The organism is Streptomyces tropicalis (genome assembly GCF_029269835.1).
GTDB classification, from domain to species: domain Bacteria; phylum Actinomycetota; class Actinomycetes; order Streptomycetales; family Streptomycetaceae; genus Streptomyces; species Streptomyces tropicalis.
In genome coordinates, this window is the sequence record NZ_JARJBB010000015.1 from 145,519 (window position 1) to 164,690 (window position 19,172).

Below are 19,172 nucleotides of genomic sequence, written 5' to 3' on the forward strand. Positions count from 1 at the left end.
GTGGCCCCGGCGGCCCGAAGCGCCCGAGCCTTACGCCCTCTCGTCCAGGCGCTTCACGTGGGCGATGTTCTCGCGGTCCTCGGCGTCGTCGCCGGGCGCGGCGGCGAACCAGGCGTCGAGGATCTCCCCCAGCAGCGGCTCGGAGGTCAGCCGGAGGCTGAGCGCCAGCACGTTGGCGTCGTTCCAGCGGCGTGCGCCGTCCGCCGTGCCGGCGTCGGTGCACAGGGCGGCGCGGACGCCGGGCACCTTGTTCGCCGCGATCGAGGCGCCGGTTCCGGTCCAGCAGCACACCACCGCCTGGTCGCTCCGCCCCTCGGCGACGTCGCGCGCGGCGGCGGCGGAGCACACCGCCCAGCGCGGGTCGCCGTCCGGCCGCAGCGCACCGTGGGCCAGCACCTCGTGTCCGCGTTCGCGCAGCCGGGCGACCAGGCTGCGGGCCACGGGTTCGTCCATGTCGGAGGAGACGGAGATCCGCATGCGCCGAGCCTACTCAGCGGGAGGCGCCGCGCCGTGGGTCGGCCGGGAGTACGGCGCCGGGGCGGGGCGCCGCTCCGGGGGCGGCGGGCCCCGGCACACGCCCTAGAACCAGGTAAGGCCGACCAGCACCGCGGAGGCGAAGAGGAACGTGCCCCCCACCACGGCGACCGTGCGGGGGTGGCGGCGCAGGGAGGTCCGCAGGCCGGGGCGCCGCGGGGGCACCCGGTGCACGGTGGTGTTCCAGCCGTCCCCCGCGGCCGACGCCGTCGGGGCCGCGGCACGGGTGCGCGGCGGTGCGACGGTCCCGGCGGGGGCCCCGGCGGCTCGTGGGCCCGCGGAGCGCCCGTGGCCGGACGCGGCGCCGGGCAGCTCCGGCGGCAGCGGCTCCGGCGCGCCCCGCCAGGCCCCGCTGCCGAACCAGTCCGCGGTCTGCCGGGCGGTGGGACGGTCCTCCGGGCGCTTGGCGAGCATGCCGAGCAGGTACGCCTCGAAGGCGGGCGGCAGCGCGGCGCCGCGCTGGTGCGGCGGCACGGGCGGGGCGTCGACGTGCTGGTAGAGCAGCGCGGTCGCTGTCTCGGCGTCGAACGGCGGTTTCCCCACGGCCAGTTGGTAGAGCACGCAGCCCAGCGAATACAGGTCGGAGGCCGGGCTCGCGGGATTTCCGATGGCACGCTCGGGTGCGAGGTACAGACCGGTTCCCACGATCTGCCCGGTGGAGGTGAGCCCGGCGGAGGGGTCGTCGAGGAACCGGGCGATGCCGAAGTCCGCGATGCGCACGGTGCCGGTGCCGTCGTGGGCGCCGAGCAGGTTCCCGGGCTTGATGTCGCGGTGCACGATGCCCTGCGCGTGGGCCGCGGCGAGTCCCTCGGCCGCCTGCTGCGCCACCTGGGCGAGCCGGTCGGGGTCGAGCGGCCCGCCGGCGGTCAGCTCGCCCGCCAGGCTGTCCCCCTCGACCAGTTCCATGACGAGGAAGAAGCGGTCCTCCCAGGCGCCGAAGTCGAACATGCCCACCACGTGGGGGTGGTTGAGCCGTGCGGAGGTCTGCGCCTCCAGCCTGAACCGGGCCGCGGCGGAGGCGTCCACCCCGTCGTTCAGCAGGAGCTTGACCGCGACGGGACGGCCGAGGACCTCGTCGAGGCCCCGCCAGACCTCCCCCATCCCGCCGCGCCCGATGACCGCTTCCAACCGGTAACGACCCGCCACCAGCACTCGTAGACCGTCCTCAATCCCCGGAGATTCGCACCCGCCGCGCCGGCGCCCCGCGGCGCTCCCGGCCCGTGGCCGGCCGGCGCGTCGGGGCTCGGCAACCGGCTCATCCTAGCGATCGCTTGACGTCCCCGTGACCACGCCGGAACCGGGTGCGGGCGGCGCCCGACGGACCGTCACCCGCTTGACGCCGACGAGGGTGCGGTAGCGCTCCCGGACGGCGAGGTCGGCGAGGCTCCACACCGCGGGGCGCCCCACCTCGGCGCACAGGTGCAGGACCCGGCCGTCGTCCGTGCGGACGCCGACGTGGGCGCCGTAGGGGTCCGGGCCGTTGTTGAACAGCATGAGGTCCAGGAGGCGGGCGCGGTCCACGCGGACCGTGGACCGGGTGTCGGCCCACAGCTCGCCGGACCGCAGCGGGGGTGCGAGCAGGCCGAAGTGGTGCAGCACGGCGTAGGCGTAGAGCTGGCAGTTCGCCCCGGCCGCCGGGTCCGGCCGGGCGGCCACGGCGGCGGAGCCCGGGAAGCGGGAGCCGGCGTACGGGACGGCCCGCAGCACTGCCGGGAGCCGGTCGATGAGGGGCCCGGCGATCACGTCCCGCTCCGCGACGGGGCACTCGGGTGTGCCGGCGTCCGACGGAGGAGTGAAAAGATGATGAGTTGCCTCTTATGGAGATATGTGCAGCTGATGACCTGTGCCATCGTCGCCGTACCTGCTGATCCACCTCAGGCTAGGAGAACGGCTTTGAGCGTACTGTCGTGGCTGCTCATCCCGCTGGCGACGGGTTTCTCGACGGCTCTGTGGGGCCTGTTCGCAGGCCGCCCGCGCCGGATCGACCTCTGGACGGATGTGGACCGCCATGACCGGTTCCGCGCCGTTTTCACCCGTCAGGCCGCCTGAGGGGCCGCGGAAGCGGCCCCCGCGGGCGGGGGCCGGGCTCAGGCGCCCTCGACCAGCAGGGCGCTGCCCTGGCCGACGCCGACGCACATCGTGGCCAGGCCGCGGCGGGCGCCGGTGCGGTGCATGCGGTGGAGCAGGGTGGTGAGGATGCGGGCGCCGGAGCAGCCGAGGGGGTGGCCGAGGGCGATGGCGCCGCCGGTGGGGTTGACCAGGTCGGGGTCGATGCCCAGCTCGTCGACACAGGCGAGCGCCTGGGCCGCGAACGCCTCGTTGAACTCGGCCTCCTCCAGGTCGCCGACGCCCCAGCCGGCGCGGGCCAGCACCTTGCGGGTGGCGGGGACCGGCCCGATGCCCATGACGTCGGGGTGGACGCCCGCGGAGGCACCCGCGACATAGCGGCCCAGCGACTCCAGCCCCAGCTCCTCCAGGGCCTCCTCGCTGACCAGGAGGAGGCCGGCGGCACCGTCGTTCATCGGCGAGGCGTTGCCCGCGGTGACCGTGCCGCCGGGGCGGAAGACCGGCTTGAGGCGGGCCAGCCGGTCGAGGGAGGTGTCCTCGCGGATGCACTCGTCCTGGTCGACGGTCACGCCGTCGGGCCGTACGACGGGGACGAGTTCGGCGTCGAAGTGGCCGTCCTTGCGGGCCCGGGCGGCCCGTTGGTGGCTGCGCAGCGCGAACTCGTCCTGGCGCTCGCGCGGGACGCCGTGGCGCGCGGCGACCTCCTCGGCCGTCTCCCCCATCGGGAGCAGGCCGTGCAGCTCCTTCATCGCCGGGTTCACCAGGCGCCAGCCGAGGCGGGTGTCGAAGGTCTCGATGCGGTGCGGGAGGGCCTCGTCGGGCCGGGGCAGCACGAAGGGGGCGCGGCTCATCGACTCCGAACCGCCCGCGACGACGACGTCGGCCTCGCCCGCGGCGATGGTGCGGGCCGCGGTGGTCACGGCCTCCAGGCCGGAGGCGCACAGGCGGTTGACCGTGGCGCCGGGTACCGTCTCGGGGAGACCGGCGAGCAGGGCGGCCATGCGGGCGACGTTGCGGTTGTCCTCGCCGGCCTGGTTGGCGGCGCCCCAGTAGACGTCGTCGATGCGGGCCGGGTCGAGCGCGGGCACCTGCTCGACGAGGGCGCGGATCACGGCCGCGGCGAGGTCGTCGGGCCGCACGGAGGACAGGCTTCCGCGCAGCTTGCCGATCGGGGTGCGGCGGGCGGCCGCGAAATGGACGGGACGCACGACAGGACTCCTTGGACTACCCATTTAATTAGCACCGCTAGTTTTGGACTATAGACCTCCCTCCGGCCGCCTGGGAAGATCCCCCGCAGGCCCGCCGACCCCTGGAGGAGACATGGCCGACCCGCGCGAGCACGTCCTCACCGGCACCCGGGGCGCGCTGTGCGTCCTGGAGTGGCCGAACGAGCGGCCGCGCTACGTCGCCGTGGTGGTGCACGGCTACGGCGAGCACGCCGGACGCTACGCGGGAGTGGCCCGGGTGCTCGTGGCGCACGGCGCGGCGGTGTACGGCCCCGACCACGTGGGCCACGGCCGGTCGGCCGGCGAGCGGGTCGTGGTGGAGGACTTCGAGGACGTGGTGACCGACGTGCACACGGCGGTCGGCGCGGCCCGGTCCGCGCATCCGGGCCTGCCGCTGGTGCTGATCGGCCACTCCATGGGCGGGCTCGTCGCCGCCCGCTACGCCCAGCGGCACGGCGGACTGGCCGCGCTCGTGCTGTCCGGCCCGGTCATCGGGGACTGGAGGCTGCCGGGCCGGCTGCTTGCGCTGGACGAGATCCCCGACACCCCTATCAGCCCGGCCGCGCTCTCCCGCGACCCGGCCGTCGGCGCGTCGTACGCGGCGGACCCGCTGGTGTGGCACGGGCCGATGAAGCGGCCGACGGTCGAGGCGTTCGCCCGGACGCTGCGCACCGTCGAGGAGGGCGGCGGAGCGGGCGGGGTCCCGGTGCTGTGGCTGCACGGGACCGACGACCGGCTGGTGCCGCTGCCGGGCAGCCGCCCGGGCGTGGAGCGGCTGGGCGGCGCCGGCGTCACCGAGCGGATCTACCCGGGCGCCCGGCACGAGGTCTTCCACGAGACGAACCGGGACGAGGTCCTCGCCGACCTCACGGGATTCCTGGACACGGTCCTGCCGCGCTGACGGCGGAGGCCCTCCGGGGACCGTCAGAAGACCGCCGGCGGGAGGTGCAGGAGACGTGCGAGGGTGCGCAGGACGCCGTTGTCGTTGTTGGAGGGGGCCAGGTGGCGGGCCCGGGCGATGACCCGGGGGTGGGCGTTGGCCATGGCGAAGGACCAGTCGGCGGCGTCCAGCATCTCCAGGTCGTTGAGGTAGTCGCCGAAGACCAGGGTCTGCGCCGGGGTGACGCCGAGGTCCCGCTGGAGGCGGCGCAGGGCGGCGCCCTTGTTCGCGGTGCGGTTCATGACGTCGACCCAGTGCTCGCCGGAGACGACGACCTGGTGGGTGCCCGCGAAGTCCGCGAGGGCGGGCGCGGTGGTCCGCTCGGCGGGGCCGAAGTCGAAGAGGGCCACCTTGATGACCTCGTCGTCGACGGCCGTCGCGTCCGGCACGATCCGGTGCCGCACGTAGTACTTGCGCACCTCGGCCAGGAACGCCTCGTCGGTCCGCTCGACGTACGCCGACCGCTTGCCGCAGACGACGGCGCCCACGTCCACCCCGCCGGCCGCGAGCCCCCGCACACAGTGGACGAGCCGGCCCGCGGCGGCCGGGTCCAGCGGGTCGGAGCTCAGCTCCTCGCCGTCCCGCACGACGTAGGTGCCGTTCTCGGCGATGAAGACCATGCCCCGCCCCTCGGCGCCGAACTGCTCCGCGAGGGTGGCGTACTGGCGGCCGCTGGCCGGGCTGAACAGCACACCGCGCCGGCGCAGCTCGGCGAGGACCGGCCGCAGGCCCGGAGGGAATCGCTTGGCGTCGTCCAGGAGCGTGCCGTCCATGTCGGTGACGACGAGCCGGATGTCGGCCTGAGCGCCGCAGGGCCCGGAGAGGGAGGTGAGGGTCGAGGGGGTGCTGGGCATGGTCCGGTTCTCTGCGGGGGCGCGAGGGCACGCCGGGCTTCGGGCGCCGGCTCCGTTGCCGTACGCGGGACGGTGTCGCTGCCGGGCGGGCCGCCGCTCTCCCGGCCCCGGGATCCGCGGCCGGGTCCCGCGGGGCGGGAGCGGGCGCACGCCGCGCCCCCGTACGGGACCGCACGGTCGCGGCACGACGGGACGGCCCCCGCACCGCACGGCCGGCCGACGGCCCCGGGGGCCCGCCGCCGGACCGCCACCCTCCGGAACGACCCCGCCAGCGTACCGACCCGGCCGCCCGCCCCCTCCGTCCGGTCGCCGCCCCGGCCCCGGCAGGACCCGGCACCGGCCCCCGAAAGGATTCGCTCCGCGCAATCCCGGGACAGCGTGATCACCGGGCGGCACAATGGCGGCGACGGCCGCGAGCGCGGGACGGACCACGAGGGAAGCGGAGCGCAGACGTGAGCGGGACCCACACCCCTTCCGGCGGATCGCCGAGGCTGAACACGTCCGTGGCGCACAACGCGCGCGTGTGGAACTACTGGATCGGCGGCAAGGACAACTACGAGGTCGACCAGCGCGTCGGCGAGCAGGTCGCCGGGATGTTCCCGGTGATCCGGGACGTGGCGCGCGCGGACCGCGACTTCCTGGGCCGCGCGGTCCGCCATCTGGCCGCCGAGCGCGGCATACGGCAGTTCCTCGACGTCGGCACCGGGCTGCCGACGGTCGACAACACCCACGAGATCGCCCAGCGGATCGCTCCGGACTCCCGGATCGTGTACGTCGACAACGACCCGATCGTCCTCGCCCACGCCCGCACCCTGCTGACCAGCACGCCCGAGGGTGTCACCGGCTACATCGACGCCGACGTGCACGACCCGGACACCATCGTGGCAGGCGCCGCCGCCACCCTCGATCTGGGCCGCCCGGTCGCGGTCATGATGCTGGGCATCCTCAACTTCGTGCTGGAGACGGACCGGGCCCGGGAGATCGTCCGCCGGATCATGGCCGCGGTGCCGCCGGGCAGCTACCTGGTGCTCACCCACCCGACGTACGACGCCGACCTCGGCGGCGAGGGCAACGTCCCGGCGATGGAGTTCTGGAACGCCAACGCCACGCCCCCGATCACCGCCCGCGGCCGCGCCGAGGTCGCCGCGTTCCTCGAGGGCCTGGACCTCGTCGAGCCGGGACTGGTGCCCTGCTCGCAGTGGCGCGCCGACGCCCCGTCCCCGGCCGCGGTGCCGCAGTTCGGCGCGGTCGCCGTGAAACCCTGAGGCGGGCCGCCCGCGGCACACCGGCCGCCGGTCCGACCGAGTTCGCCGAGGAGGACGAATGACCACGCCTGCCGACCCCGTCCCCGGTGGACGCCCCGGCGACGTCGATCGGGCCACCGCGCTCGCCGGCGAGCTGGCCGGCCGCGGGGTGCACGGCGTCGTCCTGGCCTACGTCGACACCGCGGGCGTCGGCCGGGTGAAGACCGTGCCCACCGCGAAGCTTGCGTCGGCCGCGGCCTGGGGCGTCGGCATGTCACCGGTGTTCGACACCTTCCTGGCGAACGACTCCATCGTCTCCACCGACGTGCTCGGCTCCCCGGACGGCGACCTGCGCCTCTATCCCGACCTCGGCCGGCTGACCGTGCTGCGGGGCCAGCCCGGCTGGGCGTGGGCCCCGGTGGACCGGATCACCCAGGAGGGCGCCCCTCATCCCGGGTGCAGCCGCACCGCGCTGCGCCGGATCGCCGCGGACGCCGAGCGGCGCCTCGGGCTCACGTTCCGGGCGGGCATCGAGGTCGAGTGGTCCGTCGGCCGGGGGGACGCGCCCGAGGGCGCCTTCGTACCGGCGACCACGAGCCCGGCGTACGGCGCCGCCCGGCAGGTGGAGCTGAGCGACTGGTCGGCCGACCTGCTCGCCGCGCTCGCGGCCCAGGGCGTGGACGTGGAGCAGTTCCACCCCGAGTACGCGGCCGGGCAGTTCGAGGTCTCGGTCGGCGCGGCCGATCCGGTGGCCGCGGCCGACCTCAGTGTGCTGGTGCGGCAGACGGTGCGCGCGGTGGCCCGCCGGCACGGACTGCGGGTCTCCTTCTCCCCCGCCGTCCTCGCCACCGGCGTCGGCAACGGCGGGCACGTCCACCTGTCGGCCTGGCGGGACGGCACGAACCTGCACTCCGGCGGCGCCGGCCGCCACGGCATGACGCCGGACGCAGAGTCCTTCGCCGCCGGTCTGCTCGCCCGGCTCCCGGCCCTGACGGCGGTCACCGCGCCGAGCCCGGCGAGCCGTCTGCGGCTGCGGCCCTCCCAGTGGGCCGGCGTCTTCACGGCCTGGGGCCGGGAGGCCCGCGAGGCCGCGGTGCGCGTCGTCACCGGCACCGCGGGGGAGCACGACCGGGCCGCGAACCTGGAGGTCAAGCCCGTCGATCTGGCCGCCAACCCGTATCTGGCCCTCGGCTGCCTGATCGCCGCCGGAGTGGACGGACTGACGTCGTCCGCACCCCTGCCCGAGGAGGTCACCGGGGATCCCGCGCGGCTCGGCGCGGCGGAGGCGGCCGCGCGGGGTGTGCGGAGACTGCCGACCGGCCTGGCGGAGGCGGTCGCCGCGTTCCGCGCGGACGCCCTGCTGCGCTCCGCCCTCGGGCCCGTGCTGGCCGACGCGGTGATCGCGGTGCGCGAGGGGGAGCTCGCGGCCGTCGACGGCATGGACGACGAGCAGGTGGCGGCGGCGTACCGCTGGGTGTACTGATGAACGACACCACGAACGGCCCCGGTGAGATGCACGAGATTTTGGCGGAGCTGCCGCTGGTGGACCACCACTGCCACGCCGTCACCACCGACGATCCGGACCGGGTGGGCTTCGAGGCCTTGCTCACCGAGGGCACGGTGTGGCCGGACAGCGGCATCTCCCCCTTCGACAGCCCGGTCGGCGTGGCCGTCCGCCGCCACTGCGCCCCCCTGCTGGACCTGCCCCGGCACGCCCGGGCCGACGACTACGTGGCGCGGCGGGCGGAGTTGGGCGCGCGGGAGGTCAACCGCCGCTTCCTCACGGCCGCGCGCACCGACGTGTTCTGCGTGGACACCGGGTTCGCTCCGGCCCGGGCCACGACCCGGGCGGAGCTGGCCGCGGCCGCGGGCGGGGACGCGGTGGCGTACGAGGTCGTACGGCTGGAGCGGGTGGCTGAGGCGGTGGCAGCGCGCGGGGTCGAACCGGGCGAGTACGCACGGGCGTTCACCGACGCGGCCCAGCAGGCGGCGCGACGGCCGGGCGTGGTGGCGGTGAAGTCGGTGGCGGCGTACCGCACGGGTTTCGACCTCGATCCGGCCCGGCCGACCGACGAGGAGGTCGCGCTGGCCGCGGCCCGGTGGCAGGCGGACCGGCACGAGCGGCTCGACGATCCGGTCCTCGTGCGCCATCTGCTGTGGACGGCCGTCGAGCTGGGGCTGCCGCTGCAACTGCACACCGGGTTCGGCGATCCGGACGTCCGGCTGCACCGGGCCGACCCGTCCCGGCTCACCGACTGGCTGCACCGGATCCCCGGCTCGGTGCCGGTGCTGCTGCTGCACTGCTGGCCCTATCAGCGCCAAGCCTCCTACCTGGCCTCGGTGTTCGAGCAGGTGTACCTGGACGTGGGCCTGACCCTCACCTACGTGGGGCCCGCCCGGGCGCGCGTGGTCCTGGAGGAGGCCCTGGAGATCGCACCGTTCCGCAAACTCCTGTACAGCTCCGACGCCTATGGTCTGGCCGAGTTCCACCACCTCGGCTCACTGGCCTTCCGCCGCGGCATGGCCGCACTGCTCCAGGAGCGGGTGGACGACGACGAGTTGAGCCGTGCGGACGCCCTGCGCATCGCCCGCTGGACGGGGCGCGGCAATGCGGAGCGGGTCTACGGACTCGACAACGGCATCCGGGAGGTGCGGCCGGCAGGCGGCCGGTAGCAGCCGCCCGGAGCGGCACGCCCCACGACGGAACACCGGAAAGTATGATCAAGCAATGTCTGACATGACCGAAACCACGTCGGGTTGGCTGACCAGCGACGAACTGGAGTCGGCCCGGGCCCGGATGCCCATCCTGTACGTCGAGGCGGTGCCCGTGCGCGTCGACGACAGCGGCGAAGTCACCAGCATCGGCCTGCTCCTGCGCATAGGACCGGACGGCACGGTCAGCCGGACGCTCGTCTCCGGCCGGGTGCTGCACCACGAGCGGGTGCGGGACGCACTGCTGCGCCACCTGGAGAAGGACCTCGGCCCGGTGGCACTGCCGCGGGTGCCGGCCTCGCTGCAGCCGTTCACGGTCGCCGAGTACTTCCCGACGGCCGGCGTCACGCCCTACCACGACCCGCGGCAGCACGCGGTGTCGCTCGCCTACATCGTCCCGGTCACCGGGGACTGCCGTCCCCGGCAGGACGCCCTGGACCTGGTCTGGTTCAGCCCGCAGGAGGCGGCCTCCCCGGCGGTGCAGAGCGAGATGCCCGGCGGTCACGGCGTGCTGCTCCGGCAGGCGCTGGCGCACGTCGGCCACGTGTTCTGACGCGCGCGCCCGGCGCGCCACCGCACGGCCCTGCCCGACCCTCCTTCGTACCCGCCGGTCAACCCCTGTGACCAGGGATTCCGCGGAGTCGTTCAGGTTGCGGTCAGGTTCGCGGGGGCGCCGGGCAACACCTGCACCAGAAGTCCCAAAACCCTGGCAAAGGGCCCTGGGAAAAGCCCGGTTACGCATGCGATCGTGCGCGCCATGAGCACAGAGCACGTCCTGGACGACCGCCGCGACACACCGCGATCCGACAGCCCCGTCACACGCGCCGGCCGCCTGGCGAACAAGGTGCCCGAGGTCACCGTCTACTTCTGGATCATCAAGGTCCTGACCACCGGCATGGGCGAGACGGCGTCCGACTGGCTGGCCCACCTCCTCGGCCCGGTTCCGGCGGTCGCGCTCGGCGGGCTCGGCCTGCTCGCCGCCCTGGTGCTCCAGTTCGCCGTCCGCCGGTACGTGGCGTGGATCTACTGGACGGCCATCGTCGCGGTGAGCGTCTTCGGCACCATGGCCGCGGACGTGCTGCACGTCGGCCTCGGAGTGCCCTACGCGGTCTCCACGCCCGCGTTCCTGGCCGCGCTGGCCGCCGTGTTCGGCCTCTGGTACGCCGTCGAGCGCACCCTGTCCATCCACAGCATCCGCACCCGCCGCCGTGAGGCGTTCTACTGGGCCGCGGTCCTGGCCACCTTCGCGCTCGGCACCGCCGCGGGCGACCTGAGCGCGACGGCCGGGCTCGGCTACCTCGGCTCGGTGGTGCTCTTCGGCGCGGCGATCTGCGTGCCCGCGCTCGCCCACCGCGGCCGGGTGCTCGGCGCGGTGACCGCCTTCTGGACCGCCTACGTCATCACCCGCCCGCTGGGCGCCTCGCTCGCCGACTGGATGGCCCTGCCCACCACCCGCGGCGGCCTGGACCTGGGCCTGGGCCCGGTCACGCTGGCCTGGACGGTCGCGATCCTCGGCTTCGTCACCTACCTGGCCGTGTCCCGGGCGGACACCCGCCCCTGAGCCGGAGAGCCCGCGCCCGCGGGCCGCGCCCCGGACCCACCGGGCGGCCCGCGGGCCTCGCGCGCCGGGGCCGCGGGGCAGACGGAGAAGGCCGCCTCCTCGTGGTGAGGAGACGGCCTGCGACCTGCGTGAAGCTGGTCGGGACGACAGGATTTGAACCTGCGACCCCTTGACCCCCAGTCAAGTGCGCTACCAAGCTGCGCCACGTCCCGTTGCCCGTCTGACCTGGGGGTTTCCCTCGGCCGTACGCGCAGGAAAACAATACCGCACTCGGGTCGGTGGTCGCGCACCCCTTTCCCGTGCGCCGCCGACGACGGCCGCTTGACCTCAAGCTTGGTTGAGGTTGCACGATCGTCCGTATGACGATCACCGACCAACGCGGGGACGCCCCCGGCCACGCCGGCCTGCCCCGGCTGATGGCCCTCATGACCGGGGACGAGAAGCACGGGCCCGCCGCCACCTCCACCCTCGACGTGCTCTGGGTGCTGTACGACCGGGTGCTCAACGTCTCCCCGGACCGCCTCGACGACCCGCAGCGGGACCGCTTCCTGCTCTCCAAGGGGCACGGGCCGATGGCGTACTACGCGGTCCTCGCCGCGAAGGGCTTCCTGCCCGAGGGATGGCTGCCGGACTTCGGCACCTACGACTCCCCGCTCGGGCACCACCCGGACCGCACCCTGGTGCCCGGCGTGGAGATCGGCAGCGGTTCGCTCGGACACGGGCTGCCGATCGCGGTCGGCACGGCGCTCGGCCTGCGCGCGCAGGGCCTGCACGGGCCGCGTGTGTGGGTGCTGACCGGGGACGCCGAGCTGGACGAGGGCAGCAACCACGAGGCCATCGCCTTCGCGGGCCCGGCGGGACTGGAGCGGCTGCACACCGTGGTCGTCGACAACGCCTCCGCCCGCCACGCCCGGCCCGGCGGGATCGCCGCCCGCTTCGAGGCGGCGGGGTGGTCGGCACTGACCGTCGACGGCCGCGACCACGCGGCCCTGCACCGCGCCTTCACCGCCGCGCACCCCGGGCGCCCGCACGTCGTGGTGGCCCGGGTCGAGCCGAAGTCCTCCTGACCTCGGGACGCGCGCCCGGCCCCGGCCGCACTCCGCTCCCCCGTCCTTCCACCCCGCCCGACCAGCAAGAAGGGTCCACGTCCATGGACACCATGCGCGACCGCCTCGCCCCCGTCCTCTCCGGCCTGCTCGACGAGGATCCGCGGGTCGCGGTCGTCCTCGCCGAGATCGGCGCGGACGGCTTCGCCGACGCCCTGCGCCGCCACCCCGACCGCGTGATCAACGTGGGGATCCGCGAGCAGCTCCTCGTGGGTGCGGGAGCCGGTCTGGCGCTCACCGGGATGCGCCCGGTGCTGCACACCTTCGCCAGCTTCCTGGTGGAGCGGCCCTTCGAGCAGGTCAAGCTGGACCTGGGCCACCAGGGGGTGGGAGCGGTGCTGGTCAGCGCGGCGGCCTCGTTCGACTGGCCGGCCGGCGGCCACACCCACATGGCGCCCGGCGACGTGGCGCTCCTGGACACCCTGGACGGCTGGACCGTGCACGTGCCCGGGCACCCGGACGAGGCCGAGACCCTGCTGCGGCACGCGGTCGCCGCGGGGGACGACAAGGTCTACGTGCGCCTGTCGGTGCAGTCGAACGCGGAGGCGCGCCCGGTGGACGGCGCGCACCTCACGACCGTCCGCGAGGGCCGCCGCGGGGTCGTCGTCGCCGTCGGGCCGATGCTCGACGCGGTGCTCGACGCCACCCGCGGCCTGGACACCGCCGTGCTGTACGCGGCCACGGTCCGGCCGTTCGACGCGGCCGCGCTGCGCCGGGCCGTCCGGGCGGCGGGAGCGGACGTCGTCCTGGTCGAGCCGTATCTCGCGGGCACCTCGACGGCGGCGGTCGGCGAGGCGCTGCATGACGTCCCGCACCGCGTCCTCGGGCTCGGCGTGGGTCGCCGCGAGCTGCGGCGCTACGGCACCGTGGACGAGCACGTGGCGGCCCACGGACTGGACGCCGGGTCGCTGCGGGAGCGGATCACCGGCTTCCTCGGGGGCGCGGCGGGCGTCTGAGCCGGGGCGCCGCGCTCACCGGCCCCCGGGCAGGCCCAGACGCGGGTGGGCCTCCAGCAGGCGCGGCGGGGCCGCCTGGCGCCAGGAGTCGGCGAGGATGTCGCGCAGCTCGTCCTCGCCCTCCAGGGCGGCGAGCCGGACCCGGACCCAGGCGAACTGCGCCTCGTGGCCGGCGATCCAGAATTTGGCGGGCTCCGCCAGCACCAGCTCGTCGCGCTCCTCCTTCGGGCAGCGCACGGCGACGGAGGTCTCCTCCTCGGGCAGCGTGGCGAACATCTTCCCCGCGACCCGGAAGGTGGGCATGCTCCAGGCGGTCTTCTCCACCGTGTCCGGCAGGGACAGGGCGACACGGCGTACGTCTTCGGCGTCCGGCATGCTCCGCACGGTAGCCGCCGCCACCGACAGCGGACCCGGGGCGGCCGCGCCCGGGCGGGCAGCGGTCGGCGGGCCGGGGCTCAGTCCCGGGCCACGTCGTCCCGGGCCACGTGGTCCAGGGCGCGGAGCACGGGGCGGATCAGCGGGTGCTCCTCGGCCCCCCGGCGGACCGCCGCGAAGACCCGGCGGGTGGGGGCGACCCCGTCGACCGGGCGGACCACCACACCGCCGAGGTCCATGCCGTGCAGCGCGGACCGGGGGACGAGGGCCACGCCCGCGTCGGCCGAGGCCAGGGCCACCACCGCCCGGAAGTCGTCGGAGGAGTGCTCCAGGCGGGGCTGGAAGCCGGCGTTCTCGCAGGCCAGGACGACCACGTCATGGCACGGGTTGCCGGGGTAGGGGCCGATCCAGGGGTCCTTCGCCAGCTCGGCGAGCGGCACCTCGGCGGCCCCGGCCAGCCGGTGGGTGACCGGGACGACCGCGTCGAAGGGTTCGGCGTAGAGCGGCAGGTGGGCCAGGCGGGGGTCGCCCGCGGGGGGCGCGCCGCGGTACTCCACGGCGACCGCCACGTCGACCTGCCGGTCCAGCACCATGGGCAGGCTGGCGTCGCCCTCCGCGTCCTGCACGCGGATGCGGATGCCGGGCGCGGTGACGGCGAGCCGGGCCACCGCGGGGGCGACGACCAGGGCGATGCCGGTGGCGAAGGCGGCGACGGTGACCGTGCCCGCCTCCCCCGAGCCGTAGGCGGCCAGCTCGGCCTCGGCCCGCTCCAGCTGGGCGAGGACCGCGTTGGTGTGGTTCAGCAGGATCTCGCCGGCCGGGGTGAGCCGCACGCCCTTGGCGCTGCGCTCGACCAGGCGGTGGCCGGTCTCCTGCTCCAGCGCCGTCAGCTGCTGCGAGACCGCGGACGGAGTGAGGTACAGGGCGGCGGCGGCCGCCGTCACGGTGCGGTGGTCGGCCAGCGCACGCAGGATGTGCAGCCGCCGTGCTTCGATCATGACGTCGATTATCGCAAGCCGGACGGGAAGGTCGGATTCCGGCCACCGGCCGGACCCGCGGGGGCGCGGGTCCGGCCGTGTTCCGCCGGGGGCCGTCAGGCCTCCAGCTCCGCGCGGGCCGCCACGAAGGCGTCCACCGCACGGTTCACGTCGTCCGTCGAGTGCGCGGCGGACAGCTGCACCCGGATCCGGGCCTGGCCCTGCGGGACGACCGGGTACGAGAACCCGATCACGTAGACGCCCCGCTCCAGCAGCAGCTCCGCCATCCGGCCCGCCCTCGCGGCGTCGCCGATCATGACCGGGGCGATGGCGTGGTCGCCGGGGAGGACGTCGAAGCCCTCCTCCGTCATCCGGCGCCGGAACAGCTCCGTGTTCTCCGCCAGCCGGACCCGCAGGTCGTCCGCGGCCTCCAGCAGGTCCAGCACCTTCAGGGAGGCGGCCGCGATGACGGGGGCGAGGGTGTTGGAGAACAGGTAGGGCCGGGAGCGCTGGCGCAGCAGCGCGACGATCTCGGCGCGGGCGGCGACGTAGCCGCCGGAGGCGCCGCCGAGGGCCTTGCCGAGGGTGCCGGTGATGATGTCGACACGGTCCATGACGCCGTGCAGCTCGGGGGTGCCGCGGCCGCCCGGGCCGACGAAGCCGACGGCGTGCGAGTCGTCCACCATGACCATCGCGTCGTGGCGGTCGGCGAGGTCGCAGATCTCGCGCAGCGGCGCCACGTAGCCGTCCATGGAGAAGACGCCGTCGGTGACGATCAGCTTGCGGCGGACCCCGGCCTCGGTGGCCTCCTTCAGCTGCCGCTCCAGATCCGCCATGTCGCGGTTGGCGTAGCGGAAGCGGCGGGCCTTGGACAGGCGGATGCCGTCGATGATCGACGCGTGGTTCAGCGCGTCGGAGATCACCGCGTCCTCGGGGCCGAGCAGCGTCTCGAACACGCCGCCGTTGGCGTCGAAGCAGGAGGAGTAGAGGATCGTGTCCTCCTGGCCGAGGAACGACGACAGCCGGGCCTCCAGCTCCTTGTGCACCTCCTGCGTGCCGCAGATGAAGCGCACCGACGCCATGCCGTAGCCCCACCGGTCCAGCGCGGCGTGGGCGGCGGCCACGACCTCGGGGTGGTCGGCGAGGCCGAGGTAGTTGTTGGCGCAGAAGTTGAGGACCTCGCCGGGGCGGCCGCCCGCGGTGACCCCGACGGTCGCGGACTGCGGGGTGCCGATGACGCGCTCGGGCTTGTGCAGGCCGGCGGCGCGGATCTCGTCGAGGGTGGCGCGCAGGTCGTCGCGCACGGAGTCGAACATGGAAGGGCTCCTAGGGTGCTTGCGCTGCGGGCGGGTCAGGCGGTCCAGTCGAGGATGACCTTGCCGCCGCGGCCGCCTGCCGCGTCGTCGAAGGCCTCCTCGAAGTCCTGGTAGCCGTAGCGTCCGGTGATGACGGGGGCGAGGTCGAGGCCGCCCTCCAGCAGCACCGACATCGCGTACCAGGTCTCGAACATCTCCCGGCCGTAGATCCCCTTGAGGGTGATCATCGAGGTGACGATCCGCGCCCAGTCGACCGGGAACTCCTCGGCGGGCAGGCCGAGCATGGCGATCCGGCCGCCGTGGGTCATGTTGGCGATCATGTCGCGCAGGGCCTCGGGGCGGCCGGACATCTCCAGGCCGATGTCGAAGCCCTCGCGCAGGCCGAGGGTGCGCTGCCCGTCGGCGATGGTGGTCGCGGAGACGTCGAGGGCGAGGCTCACGCCGATCTTGCGGGCGAGTTCGAGGCGCTCCTCGCTCACGTCGGTGATGACGACGTTGCGGGCGCCGGCGTGCCGGGCGACGGCCGCCGCCATCAGGCCGATCGGGCCCGCACCGGTGATCAGGACGTCCTCGCCGACCAGCGGGAAGGACAGCGCGGTGTGCACGGCGTTGCCGAACGGGTCGAAGATCGCGGCGACGTCGAGGTCGACGGGGACCCGGTGCACCCACACGTTGGTGGCGGGCAGGGCGACGTACTCGGCGAAGGCGCCGTCCCGGCCGACGCCGAGGCCGACCGTGGAGCGGCACAGGTGACGGCGTCCGGCCAGGCAGTTGCGACACTTGCCGCACACCAGGTGGCCCTCGCCGCTGACCCGGTCGCCGGGCTTGATGTCGCTGACGTCACGGCCGGTCCCCACGACCTCGCCGACGAACTCGTGTCCGAGCACGAGCGGGGTGCTGATGGCCTGCTGGGCCCAGCCGTCCCAGTTCCGGATGTGCAGGTCGGTGCCGCAGATACCGGTCCGCAGGACCTTGATCAGTACGTCGCCGGGGCCCACCGTGGGCTCGGGCACGTCCATGAGCCACAGGCCGGGCTCCGACTTCTCCTTGACCAGCGCCTTCAACGCTCGGGCTCCTGTGCGTGCGGCCCGGGGTGCGGGTGTCCGGGCGCGCCGAAGGAACCCTTGCCCGGGGAGAGGGGTGGAATCGACTGGCAATCTGCCGTATACCGCCGCCCCCGGTCCATCGAGGATTTCTTAAGCGCGGCCACAGCTTTCCTTCACGCTAGCCTCAGGGCTCCCGGCACTCCAGTCGCCGCGCGAGCTCGTCCGCCGCCTCCTTGATGGTCCTCAGGCCCTCCCGGCCCCAGGGCCGCGGCTCGGTGTCGACGACGCACACCGTGCCCAGGACCGTCTGCGTGCTGTCGATCAGCGGGGCACCGAGGTAGGAGCGGATGCCGAACTCGTCCACGACCGGGTTGCCCGCGAACCGCGGGTAGTCGCGGACGTCGTCCAGGACCAGCGCCTTGCGGCGGGCCACCACGTGCGGGCAGAAGCCGTGGTCGCGGGGCAGGTAGCGGCCCACCTCGCGCCGGGTCCCGTCGGTGTCGACACTGAGCACGTCCCGCTCGGGCCGGTGCAGGCCGGCGAAGAACTGCCGGTTCTCGCACGGGAGGTTGACCATCGCGTACGGGGCGCCGGTGCGGTCGGCGAGGAGGTCGGCGAAGGCGTCCAGTGCGGGCTCGGCGCGCTCCCCCAGGCCCAGTCCGCGCAGCCTGGCGGTGCGGGCCGGAGCGTCCCGGTCCTCGGGGGTGAGCAGCAGGCGACCGGCCGGGCGCGGCGGGTCGTAGCTCATGGCCGGGCTCCGGCGCTGTGCGCGTGTGTCATGTACGGGCTCCGTAGCAGGGTGGGGAGGGTCGGTCACCAGCGGGCGCCGTGGCTCGGCGCGGGGGCGGGTGTGTGGGCGAGGAGGTGGCGGACGAGGGCCAGCAGGGTCTGGACGCCGGAGCTGGAGATGCGGGCGTCGCAGCGGACGACCGGCACCTCCGCGTCGAGGTCCAGGGCGGTGCGCACCTCCTCGGGGTCGTAGTGGTGTCCGCCGTCGAACTGGTTCATGGCGACGACGAAGGTGAGGCCGCGCTGCTCGAAGAAGTCGACGGCGGCGAAGCACTCCTCCAGACGGCGCGTGTCGGCCAGGATGACCGCGCCGAGCGCGCCCTCGGAGAGTTCGTCCCACATGAACCAGAAGCGCTCCTGTCCGGGCGTGCCGAACAGGTAGAGCACGTGCCGGGCGTCGAGCGTGATGCGGCCGAAATCCATGGCGACCGTCGTCTCGACCTTGTTCTCGATCCCGTCGAGGTTGTCGGTGGCCGCGCTGACGGTGGTGAGCAGTTCCTCCGTGCTGAGCGGGGCGATCTCGCTCACCGCGCCCACGAAGGTCGTCTTGCCCACACCGAACCCGCCCGCCACCAGGATCTTCAGCGCGGTGGGGAAGGGGTCGGTGCCGCCGGCGTGGTCAGAGCTGTCGTCGTAGTCCATCGAGCACTGCCTCCAGAAGGGCCCGGTCAGTGGGGTGGTGGTGGAACGCGGGGGGCTTGGTGGTCAGCGCCCCGCAGTCGACGAGATCGGCCAGCAGGACCTTGGTCACCGCCGCCGGCAGCTTCAGGTGGGCGGCGATCTCGGCGACCGGGACGGGGCTCCGGCACAGGTCCAGGACCTGGGCGTGCTCGGGGCCGAGGTAGCCGAGTGGGGTGGCTCCGGTGGCCATGACCTGCGACAGCAGGTCGAGCTCGATGGTCGGCCGGGTACGGCCGTTGCTGACCGTGAAGGGGCGCACCAGCCGTCCGGCCGCGTCGTCGAGCCAGGGCCCGTCGCCGGCCGTCGCGGCGCTCAAGGCCTCAGCGCCGGGGGTTCGGCGGTGTGCTGCCGGGGCGCCGTGACCAGGTAGGGGCGGACGCTCTTGACCAGCATCGCCATCTCGTAGCCGAGGACCGCCGCATCGGCCTCGCGGCCCGCGAGCACGGCGAGGCAGGTGCCCGAGCCGGCGGTGGTGACGAAGAGCAGGGTCGAGTCGAGCTCGACGACGACCTGCCGGACGTCGCCGCCGTCGCCGAAGCGGATGCCGGCGCTGCGGCCGAGCGAGTACAGCCCGGACGCGAGGGCGGCCATGTGGTCGGCGCTGTCGGGGTCGAGGCCGTGGACGGACTTCACCAGTCCGTCGCAGGACAGCAGGACGGCGCTGGTGGTGTGGGGCACGCGCTGGACGAGACCGCTCATCAGCCAGTCGAGGTCGGAGAACTGACCGGTCGGCGCATCGCTCGCCATGGTGGATCGACTCCTCGGGGTGCGAAGGGCTGCGGGAGGGC

The 19,172-nt window shown here is 74.5% G+C and carries 22 protein-coding genes and 1 tRNA gene; 9 read left to right on the plus strand and 14 right to left on the minus strand.

The genetic code is table 11. The features are described 5' to 3' along the window. Nucleotides 1–30 precede the first annotated feature (30 nt). From P3H78_RS24885 to P3H78_RS24895, 3 genes are all read right to left on the minus strand, one after another. The gene (locus P3H78_RS24885; RefSeq protein WP_276111375.1) at nucleotides 31–477 is read right to left on the minus strand and encodes an RpiB/LacA/LacB family sugar-phosphate isomerase; all 447 of its coding nucleotides are present in this window, start codon (nucleotides 475–477) and stop codon (nucleotides 31–33) included. Nucleotides 478–579: 102 nt separating this feature from the next. Continuing rightward, the gene (locus tag P3H78_RS24890; RefSeq protein ID WP_276111376.1) at nucleotides 580–1,686 is read right to left on the minus strand and encodes a serine/threonine-protein kinase; all 1,107 of its coding nucleotides are present in this window, start codon (nucleotides 1,684–1,686) and stop codon (nucleotides 580–582) included. A 108-nt stretch (nucleotides 1,687–1,794) separates the two neighbouring features. After that, nucleotides 1,795–2,274 carry a hydrolase gene (locus tag P3H78_RS24895; RefSeq protein ID WP_438828039.1) on the minus strand — a complete coding sequence of 160 codons (480 nt, stop codon included), beginning with the start codon at nucleotides 2,272–2,274 and terminating at the stop codon, nucleotides 1,795–1,797. A 153-nt stretch (nucleotides 2,275–2,427) separates the two neighbouring features. Between P3H78_RS24895 and P3H78_RS24900 the strand changes: the two genes are divergently transcribed. Then, nucleotides 2,428–2,583: a hypothetical protein gene (locus tag P3H78_RS24900; RefSeq protein WP_276111378.1), complete on the plus strand. Its 156-nt coding sequence runs from the start codon at nucleotides 2,428–2,430 to the stop codon at nucleotides 2,581–2,583. Between the two features lie 38 nt (nucleotides 2,584–2,621). Here the strand turns inward: P3H78_RS24900 and P3H78_RS24905 are convergent, their stop codons facing one another. Next, on the minus strand, nucleotides 2,622–3,809 hold the full coding sequence (locus tag P3H78_RS24905) for a thiolase family protein (RefSeq protein ID WP_276111379.1): 1,188 nt from the start codon (nucleotides 3,807–3,809) through the stop codon (nucleotides 2,622–2,624). Between the two features lie 112 nt (nucleotides 3,810–3,921). Between P3H78_RS24905 and P3H78_RS24910 the strand changes: the two genes are divergently transcribed. Next, nucleotides 3,922–4,728 carry an alpha/beta hydrolase gene (locus P3H78_RS24910; RefSeq protein WP_276111380.1) on the plus strand — a complete coding sequence of 269 codons (807 nt, stop codon included), beginning with the start codon at nucleotides 3,922–3,924 and terminating at the stop codon, nucleotides 4,726–4,728. A 23-nt stretch (nucleotides 4,729–4,751) separates the two neighbouring features. On the opposite strand, the gene P3H78_RS24915 is transcribed toward P3H78_RS24910, so the two are convergent. Then, a complete protein-coding gene (locus P3H78_RS24915; protein ID WP_276111381.1) occupies nucleotides 4,752–5,621 on the minus strand; it encodes a Cof-type HAD-IIB family hydrolase in 870 nt (289 codons plus the stop codon). Nucleotides 5,622–6,073: 452 nt separating this feature from the next. Between P3H78_RS24915 and P3H78_RS24920 the strand changes: the two genes are divergently transcribed. From P3H78_RS24920 to P3H78_RS24940, 5 genes are all read left to right on the plus strand, one after another. Next, a complete protein-coding gene (locus P3H78_RS24920; RefSeq protein ID WP_276111382.1) occupies nucleotides 6,074–6,886 on the plus strand; it encodes an SAM-dependent methyltransferase in 813 nt (270 codons plus the stop codon). Nucleotides 6,887–6,944: 58 nt separating this feature from the next. Beyond that, the gene (locus P3H78_RS24925) at nucleotides 6,945–8,348 is read left to right on the plus strand and encodes a type I glutamate--ammonia ligase (RefSeq protein ID WP_276111383.1); all 1,404 of its coding nucleotides are present in this window, start codon (nucleotides 6,945–6,947) and stop codon (nucleotides 8,346–8,348) included. Then, complete coding sequence (locus P3H78_RS24930; protein ID WP_276111384.1) at nucleotides 8,348–9,538, plus strand: amidohydrolase family protein; 1,191 nt, start codon at nucleotides 8,348–8,350, stop codon at nucleotides 9,536–9,538. Before P3H78_RS24925 ends, P3H78_RS24930 begins: the two co-directional genes overlap by 1 nt. Nucleotides 9,539–9,593: 55 nt before the next feature. Beyond that, entirely contained in the window at nucleotides 9,594–10,130 is a 537-nt protein-coding gene (locus tag P3H78_RS24935) for an NUDIX hydrolase family protein (RefSeq protein WP_276111385.1), read from the plus strand. A gap of 204 nt (nucleotides 10,131–10,334) precedes the next feature. Then, nucleotides 10,335–11,138, plus strand: a complete 804-nt coding sequence (locus P3H78_RS24940; protein ID WP_276111386.1) for a COG4705 family protein — start codon at nucleotides 10,335–10,337, stop codon at nucleotides 11,136–11,138. A gap of 135 nt (nucleotides 11,139–11,273) precedes the next feature. Here P3H78_RS24940 and P3H78_RS24945 read toward each other — a convergent pair. Next, nucleotides 11,274–11,350 (minus strand) — tRNA-Pro (locus tag P3H78_RS24945). 147 nt (nucleotides 11,351–11,497) lie between these two features. Between P3H78_RS24945 and P3H78_RS24950 the strand changes: the two genes are divergently transcribed. Continuing rightward, entirely contained in the window at nucleotides 11,498–12,205 is a 708-nt protein-coding gene (locus P3H78_RS24950; RefSeq protein WP_276111387.1) for a thiamine pyrophosphate-binding protein, read from the plus strand. Nucleotides 12,206–12,288: 83 nt separating this feature from the next. Then, nucleotides 12,289–13,200: a transketolase family protein gene (locus P3H78_RS24955; RefSeq protein ID WP_276111388.1), complete on the plus strand. Its 912-nt coding sequence runs from the start codon at nucleotides 12,289–12,291 to the stop codon at nucleotides 13,198–13,200. Between the two features lie 15 nt (nucleotides 13,201–13,215). Here the strand turns inward: P3H78_RS24955 and P3H78_RS24960 are convergent, their stop codons facing one another. The 8 genes from P3H78_RS24960 to P3H78_RS24995 all read right to left on the minus strand — a co-directional run bounded on the left by P3H78_RS24960 (nucleotide 13,216) and on the right by P3H78_RS24995 (nucleotide 19,131). Continuing rightward, nucleotides 13,216–13,575, minus strand: a complete 360-nt coding sequence (locus tag P3H78_RS24960) for an MmcQ/YjbR family DNA-binding protein (RefSeq protein ID WP_276111389.1) — start codon at nucleotides 13,573–13,575, stop codon at nucleotides 13,216–13,218. Between the two features lie 80 nt (nucleotides 13,576–13,655). Then, a complete protein-coding gene (locus P3H78_RS24965; protein ID WP_276111390.1) occupies nucleotides 13,656–14,573 on the minus strand; it encodes a LysR family transcriptional regulator in 918 nt (305 codons plus the stop codon). 95 nt (nucleotides 14,574–14,668) lie between these two features. Next, entirely contained in the window at nucleotides 14,669–15,868 is a 1,200-nt protein-coding gene (locus P3H78_RS24970; protein ID WP_276111391.1) for a glycine C-acetyltransferase, read from the minus strand. A 35-nt stretch (nucleotides 15,869–15,903) separates the two neighbouring features. Beyond that, entirely contained in the window at nucleotides 15,904–16,932 is a 1,029-nt protein-coding gene (gene tdh, locus P3H78_RS24975) for an L-threonine 3-dehydrogenase (RefSeq protein ID WP_276111392.1), read from the minus strand. Between the two features lie 166 nt (nucleotides 16,933–17,098). Next, complete coding sequence (locus P3H78_RS24980; RefSeq protein ID WP_276111393.1) at nucleotides 17,099–17,662, minus strand: GAF domain-containing protein; 564 nt, start codon at nucleotides 17,660–17,662, stop codon at nucleotides 17,099–17,101. A gap of 65 nt (nucleotides 17,663–17,727) precedes the next feature. Then, complete coding sequence (locus P3H78_RS24985; RefSeq protein ID WP_276111394.1) at nucleotides 17,728–18,345, minus strand: GTP-binding protein; 618 nt, start codon at nucleotides 18,343–18,345, stop codon at nucleotides 17,728–17,730. Then, nucleotides 18,323–18,700, minus strand: a complete 378-nt coding sequence (locus P3H78_RS24990; protein WP_276111395.1) for a DUF742 domain-containing protein — start codon at nucleotides 18,698–18,700, stop codon at nucleotides 18,323–18,325. The genes P3H78_RS24985 and P3H78_RS24990 overlap by 23 nt, the downstream gene beginning before the upstream one ends. Continuing rightward, the gene (locus P3H78_RS24995; RefSeq protein WP_276111402.1) at nucleotides 18,697–19,131 is read right to left on the minus strand and encodes a roadblock/LC7 domain-containing protein; all 435 of its coding nucleotides are present in this window, start codon (nucleotides 19,129–19,131) and stop codon (nucleotides 18,697–18,699) included. The genes P3H78_RS24990 and P3H78_RS24995 overlap by 4 nt, the downstream gene beginning before the upstream one ends. Nucleotides 19,132–19,172 lie beyond the last annotated feature (41 nt).